Raw genomic sequence first — 7,265 nt, 5'->3', positions numbered from 1 at the left:
CGACCGCGGGCGGGCGCGCGCGCCGTCCAGCCGGGCGAGCGGGTCGGGAGGTTCGACGGTCACGCCGCGACGCTACGACCCGGCGCGACCTCGGACTCCGCGCCCGTCGGGCGCGCGAGGAACACCGTCGGACCGCCTCACTGTGGAGGACGGCTCGAACCGGCGGGACCTAACCGCGCGTGGCGATGTTGACGAGCTTCGGCGCCCGCACGATCACGTTGACGATCTCGCGCTCGCCGACCGAGCGGGTCACCGCGGCCGAGGCGCGCGCGAGCGACTCGAGCTCGTCGGCGCCGATCTTCGGCGAGACCTCCAGGCGGTCGCGCACCTTGCCGTCGACCTGCACGATCGCCGTGACCGACTCCTCGACGAGGAGCGCGGGGTCGGCCTTGCGCCACGCCACGTTCGCGACCGTGGGCTCGTAGCCGAGCCGCTCCCACATGTCCTCCGCCGTGTAGGGCGCGAACAGGTCGAGGATCATCGCGGTGACCTCGGCGGCCTCGCGCACGGCCGCGTCACCGGCGCCGGGGCCGGAGTCGATCGCCTTGCGCGTCGCGTTCACGAGCTCCATGAGGCGCGCCACGATGACGTTGAACTTGAACGACTCGGCGAGGCCCGGGGCGTCGGCCAGCAGGCGGTGCGTGATGCGCCGGAGCGCCCGGTCGCCCGACTTCCACTCGACGTCGGGGCTCGAGGTGACCTCGCCCGAGATGCGCCATGCGCGGGCCAGGAACTTGGCCGCCCCGACCGGCGAGACGTCGGCCCAGTCGATGTCGTCCTCCGGCGGGCCGGCGAAGGCCATGGTGACGCGCAGCGCATCGGCGCCGTGCGCCGACAGCTCGGAGGCGAACTCGACCAGGTTGCCCTTCGACTTCGACATCTTGGTGCCGTCCATGATGACCATGCCCTGGTTGAGCAGCGACGTGAACGGCTCGGTGAACCCGAGGTAGCCGAGGTCGAAGAGCACCTTCGTGACGAAGCGCGAGTACAGCAGGTGCAGGATGGCGTGCTCGACACCGCCGACGTACTGGTCGACCGGCATCCACTTCTCGGCCTCGGCCGGGTCGAAGGCGCGCGCGTCGTCGTTCGGGTTCAGGTAGCGCAGGTAGTACCAGGAGCTGTCGACGAACGTGTCCATCGTGTCCGAGTCGCGGCGTGCCTCGCGGCCGCACTGCGGGCACGTCACGCGCGCCCACTCCTCGGCGGCGCCGAGCGGGCTCGCACCCTTCGGCGAGAGGTCGAGCCCCGCGGCGTCCGGCAGCCGCACGGGCAGGTCGGCCTCGGGGACCGCGACCTCGCCGCAGTGCTCGCAGTGGATGATCGGGATCGGCGTGCCCCAGTACCGCTGGCGGGAGATGAGCCAGTCGCGGAGGCGGTAGTTCTTCGCGGCACGGCCGACGCCGCGCTCCTCGAGGATCTCGATCGCGCGCCGGATCGCGTTGGTCTTGCTCAGGCCGTTGAGCGGCCCGGAGTTCGTCAGGCGCCCCTCGCCGGCCAGCGCGACGCCCGTGCCCGCGGGGTCGAGCGACGGCAGGTCGTCCATGGGCAGCGGCACGCCGTGCTCGTCGACCGGGATGACGGGGATGACGCCGGTCACCGGCGCGTTCGTGTCGACGACGACTCGGACCGGCAGCTCGAAGGCGCGCGCGAAGTCGAGGTCGCGCTGGTCGTGCGCGGGCACGGCCATGATCGCGCCGTGGCCGTAGTCGGCGAGCACGTAGTCCGCCGCCCAGATCGGCAGGCGCTCGCCGTTGATCGGGTTGACCGCGTAGCGCTCCAGGAAGACGCCGGTCTTCGGGCGGTCGGTGGAGAGGCGGTCGATGTCGCTCTCGGCGCGCACCGACCCCAGGTACTCGTCGAAACGCGCCCGCACCTCCTCCGAGGCGCCCGCTGCGAGCTCCTCGGCCAGCGCCGAGTCGGGCGCGACGACCATGAACGTCGCGCCGTAGAGCGTGTCGGGGCGGGTCGTGAACACCGTCACGGGCTGCTCGCGCCCCTCGATGGCGAAGTCGACGTCGGCGCCCGAGGAACGGCCGATCCAGTTGCGCTGCATGGTCAGGACCTTGTTCGGCCACTTGCCCTCGAGCTGGTTCAGGTCGTCGAGCAGCCGGTCGGCGTAGTCGGTGACGCGGAAGTACCACTGCGTCAGCGCCTTCTTCGTGACGACCGCGCCGCAGCGCTCGCAGTGGCCGTCGACGACCTGCTCGTTGGCGAGCACGGTCTGGTCGACCGGGCACCAGTTGACCTGGCCGTCCTTGCGGTACGCGATGCCCTTCTCGTACAGCTTGAGGAACAGCCACTGGTTCCACTTGTAGTACTCGGGGTCGCTGGTGTGGAGTTCACGCGTCCAGTCGAACGACGGCGCGTACTGCTTGAACGATCGCTTCTGCTGCTCGATGTTCGCGTAGGTCCACGCCTTCGGGTCGGCGCCGCGCTTGATCGCCGCGTTCTCCGCGGGCAGGCCGAAGGAGTCCCAGCCGATCGGGTGCAGCACGTCGAAGCCCTGGTGACGCCAGTATCGCGCGGCCGCGTCGCCGAAGCCGAACGCCTCGGCGTGGCCCATGTGCAGGTCGCCCGACGGGTACGGGAACATGTCGAGGATGTACTTGCGGGGGCGCGTGTCCCCCGGCTTCGCCGCGCGGAACGGCTCGAGCTCCTCCCACACCGGAAGCCACTTCGCCTGGATCGTCGCGAAGTCGTAGGTGCCTGCCTCGGCCTGGGGGGTGTCCTGCTCGTGTGCCACGTGACTCTCAATCGTGATGCGCGGGGGGCGGGCGAGTCGCCCGGGTGCGGGCGCGCGCGACGGGCGCCCGAGGATCAAGCCTACTCAATGCCCGGAGTCGTGCGTCGGGCGTTCGCGGCCGGCGTCGTCGTCATCGACTGCGACCGGCGGGACCGCAGCGGGTCCGACCCATGCGCCCGGCGTCTCGCCGCCGAGCACGGCGATCAGGGCCCGCGCCTTCACCCGGGTCTCCTCGACCTCCTCGTCGGGGTCGGACAGTGCGGTGATGCCGCCGCCGGTGCCGATCGACGCCCCGTCGGGCGTCAGCACGATCGAGCGGATCACCATGGCGAGGTCGGCCGTCCCGTCCACTCCGAGGCATCCGAACGCACCCGAGTACACGCCGCGCGGCCCGCGCTCGAGTCCGTGCAGGATCGTCATGGCGGACAGCTTCGGCGCTCCCGTCATCGATCCGGCGGGGAACGCCGAGCGCACGGCGTCGAGGGCGGTGAGCGGATGGCGCAGCCGCGCGGTGACCGTCGAGACGAGCTGGTGCACGTGGGCGTACTCCTCGACCACGAGCAGGTCCGGCACCCGGACCGAGCCGAGCTCGGCGATGCGGCCGAGGTCGTTGCGCATGAGGTCGACGATCATCAGGTTCTCGGCGCGCTCCTTCTCGCTGGCGTGGAGCTCGGCGCGGAGCGCGGCATCCCTCGTCGGATCGGCCGACCGCGGGCGCGTGCCCTTCATGGGCTTGGTGGCCACCGTGCCGTCCGGCGCGACCAGCAGGAACTGCTCGGGCGACGCGCTGAGGAGCGCCACCTCGTCGATGCGGACGAGACCGCCGTGGTGGCTGGGGCTCGAGGCGCGCAGCGCGAGGTAGGCGGCGACCGGATCGGGACGGACGTCGACGTCGACCCGGTTCGTGAGGCAGAGCTGGTAGGCGTCCCCGCGCGTGATCGCCGCCTGGCACTCCGCGATCAGGCGCCGGTACTCGCCCGGCTCGTGCCGCCAGCGGGTGCTCGCCGGCCGCGCGTCCGGCGCCGAGCGCGAGTCGGGCCGGTCGACGGATGCCGCGGCGCCGCTGTTCGACGATCCGATCCGCTCGATCGCGCGGGTCGTGCGCTCCACCCACTCGCTCGGCGCCGTGCTCCCGCCCGCATCGTCGTCCAGCCACTCCAACCGGATGGTCCGGCTCCCGTGGTCGAACACGATGACGCGACCCGCGAGGAAGAAGGCGACCTCGGGCGTCGGGGCGGCGGCCGCGGGCACGCCGAGCGTGCGCGCGCCGAACTCGTAGCCGAACCAGCCGTACCAGCCGACCGCGGCCGGGCCTCCGCCGGTGACCTGCGACGCGTCGACGTCGAGCTCGGCGGCGAGTGCCGCGTAGACCGCATCGGGATCGGCGTCGCCGTCGGCCAGCACGACCGGAGCGTCCTCCGCGGCGATGGCGATGACGCTCCGCCCGGTGGTCGCGTCATCCCCGCCGTCCAGCCAGGCGACGCGCGACGCCGCGACCGCGAGGTCGAGGAACACGGCCTGCGGGTCGCGCCACCCGGGCAGCACCGTGCTGCGGATTCGTCGCGGCATCCCCTCAGCCTACGGCCGCGCCCCGCCCCGGGCGCACGCAGCGGGCGGGTGCCGTCGGCACCCGCCCGCCGTGTGATGCGTTCAGCGGATCAGGGCGTGTACTGGAGGATGTACAGCCCGCTGTCGCGGTCGGAGGCGAGCACGTACTGCTGGCCGTTCGGGTGATCGTGCACCTCGACGCCCCAGAAGTTGTTGCCGCCGTCCTCGATGTAGTGGCCGAGCTCCTCGAACTGGCCGCCCTCGTAGCTCACGACGCGGAAGCCCGCGGCGTAGTACGAGATGTAGGCCAGGTCGTCATCGGGGTCGGTCGCGACCTCGTGGACCGAGAGGTCGCCGAAGCCCGACGCGTATGCGGCGTCCTGGCTCTCGGGCACCCAGTACTGGTCGAGGTCCTCCATCGTCTCGGCGTCGTACAGGTGCACGTAGCCCCAGCCGTCGAAGACCGCCTGGATCGCGACGTCCTGCCCGAGGCCGCCGACCGGCGTCGGAACGGTCGTCCCCGCACCGGAGGCGTCGCACGTGTAGTCGCCCGGCACGCCGCCCGTCAGGATCCGGAAGCCGTCGGTCCGCGAGACGAAGACCGCCGGGATCCCGGCATCGACGAGCATCGAGACGAGGGTGTCGCAGCCGTCGACGCCCGTGCGGTTGAAGACGACCGCACCCTCGTACCCCTTGGCCTCGGCGTTCTGCACCTTCACCGTGAAGTCGCACACGCCGCGCTCGATGACCGCGATCTCGCCGGGGTTCGCGGCCGGCACGCTCGCGGCATCGCAGGCGAGGCCCACGAAGCGGGTGTCGCCGGCGAGCGTCGTCTCGGTGTCGACCTGCGGCACGTCGGAGCCCTGGATCGCGGTGAACTCCGTGCCGTCCTCCATGGTCGCGATCACGCGGTACGGGTCGAAGTCCTCGTCCGTCGCGATGAAGAACTCGCGGTCGTTCGTGAACTCGGCCTGGTGGGCGTTGCCCTCGGGCGTCACGGTCTGGCCGAAGAGGTCGCGCACCGGATCGGACGCCTCGAAGTCGGTGTCGCGGAGGAACACCGGGTTCGCCGGGTCGTCGACGTTCAGCAGCGCGTAGCCGCCGTCCCAGTACGAGACGAGCATGATCATCTCGCCGTCGATCTCCTCCACCACCATGTCGTGGAGGAAGACGGCGTCGCCGTGCACCTCGCCCGGAGCCTGCGCGGTCACCGAGTCGAGCGAGGTCTCGGAGACGAGCTTCGGCTTGGACGGGTTCGTGATGTCGAGGATGTCGATGTCGGTGTCCTCGAGGTCGTCGACGAGCACGGCGTACGCATTGTCGCCGTCGGTCCACATCCGCACCGAGTGGGTCTCGTTGGCCTTCGTCTGCGCCTTGCCGGACACCTTCGTCGACGGGCCGGAGAAGGTGAAGTCGCCGGCGCCCTCGACGAGCATCTTCGGCTTCGTCGGGTCGGAGACGTCGACCAGGCTGATGCCGCCGATTCCGTGCGTGTCACCGGGACAGATCTCGTTCTGGTACGCGAGCACCTCGCCCGAGAAGTACTCCGTCTCCAGGTGGAGCACCTGCGACCCCTCGCCGCTGAACGTGCCTCGGTGGCTCGGGATCAGCGTGACCAGTTCGGGTGCCTCCGGGTCGGAGATGTCGACGATGTAGACGCCGCCTCGGTCGCACTCGGGCTCCCAGAACGCGGTGAGGTAGGCGTAGTTCCCGTAGGCCGACACGTCCGCGATGCGTCCGGGCTGCTCCTCGTCCTCGAAGAGGTCCAGGTTCGCGATCTTCGTGACGTTCTCGCTCGAGGCGGGAAGGTGCCCCTCCTCCTCGCCGTGCTGCTGGTCGTGCGCGTGGTGCTGGTGGGTCTCCTTGCCGGAGTCCAGCACGCCGTCGTCGACCCAGGGGGTGTCGTCGTGGGCGAAGGCCGGTCCGGCACCGAGTGCGAGCGCCGCGACGGCGACGGCCGCGGTACCGGTGCGTAGTGCTCTCATGGGGGTGATGGCTCCTCTGCAATCGGGGTGGTGCGTCGATTGCTGGGAGTCAAGCATCGGACGGCCGGTACGACTAGGGGGTTCCCCGGACTGCGCAACGACCGTGCGCATCACGCACGAAATCGCCGCGGCGATCGGACCACGTCGTGAGCACCCGGCGGGGCGGGCCGCGCCTCGGGCGCTGCTCAGTCGGGCGCAGGAGGAGCGTCGGCGGGTCGCGCCATCCGAACCGCCCGATCGACGAGATCGTGCGGCGCGCCGGTGTGCGACACGAGCACCACCGACCGATCACCGGCCGCGGCGAGCAGGTCGCGCAGGAGGGCGTCGGCCCGCTCCGGGTCGACGCTCGCGGTCGGTTCGTCGAGCACGAGCACGGGGAAGTCGGCGAGCATCGCCCGCGCGAGGGCGATGCGCTGCGCCTGGCCGCCCGAGACGAGGCCGCCGCGCTCCCCCACTCGCGCGTCGAGCCCGCCGCGCTCCTCGGCCCATGTCGCGAGGCCGACGCGATCGAGCACCGCCATCAGCTCGTCGTCGCTCGCCGTGTCGCGCGCGAACGCCAGGTTCTGTCGGAGGTCCTCGTCGAACAGCCACGGTCGCTGTTCGACCAGGCCGACCACGCGTCGGACCTCCCGGGGGTCGAGGTCGCGCGCCTCGACGCCGTCGAGGCGATAGGAGCCTCCGTACTCCAGGAAGCGGACGAGCACGTGCGCGAGCGTCGTCTTCCCGACCCCGGAGGGTCCGGTCACGAGCACCCGCTCCCCCGGTGCGAGGTCCAGGTCGAACGGGTCGAGCGCGGACTGCGGGCGCGGCGGCGCGACGCCCGGTGCCGGGGCCTCCTCGTCCAGCGCAGGCCAGCGTGCGGTCACGGCACGGAGGGCGATGGCGGGCAGGTGGCGGCCGGGGGTCGATGGCCCTGCGGCGGCATCGTGCGACTCGGCAGGCGCGACCGACGGGGCCGGCACGTCCGACCGGCCCGAATCGCTCGTCAC

Annotated in this window: 4 protein-coding genes; all 4 read right to left on the bottom strand. The window is 71.7% G+C overall.

Translation table 11 applies throughout. The features are described from left to right. Positions 1-169: 169 nt before the first annotated feature. On the bottom strand, positions 170-2,743 hold the full coding sequence (leuS, locus tag ESO86_RS08470) for a leucine--tRNA ligase (RefSeq protein WP_129234503.1): 2,574 nt from the start codon (positions 2,741-2,743) through the stop codon (positions 170-172). Positions 2,744-2,827: 84 nt separating this feature from the next. Then, the gene (locus ESO86_RS08465; RefSeq protein WP_129234502.1) at positions 2,828-4,312 is read right to left on the bottom strand and encodes an anthranilate synthase component I family protein; all 1,485 of its coding nucleotides are present in this window, start codon (positions 4,310-4,312) and stop codon (positions 2,828-2,830) included. Positions 4,313-4,401: 89 nt separating this feature from the next. Further along, positions 4,402-6,276 (bottom strand): PA domain-containing protein, encoded by a 1,875-nt coding sequence (locus tag ESO86_RS08460; protein ID WP_165307516.1) that lies wholly within the window; start codon positions 6,274-6,276, stop codon positions 4,402-4,404. Positions 6,277-6,461: 185 nt separating this feature from the next. Further along, a partial coding sequence (locus tag ESO86_RS08455; protein WP_129234500.1) for an ATP-binding cassette domain-containing protein occupies positions 6,462-7,265 on the bottom strand: 804 nt, incomplete at its 5' end.

The organism is Agromyces binzhouensis (genome assembly GCF_004135055.1).
Lineage (GTDB): Bacteria > Actinomycetota > Actinomycetes > Actinomycetales > Microbacteriaceae > Agromyces > Agromyces binzhouensis.
This window is presented reverse-complemented; position numbering and strand designations above follow the sequence as displayed.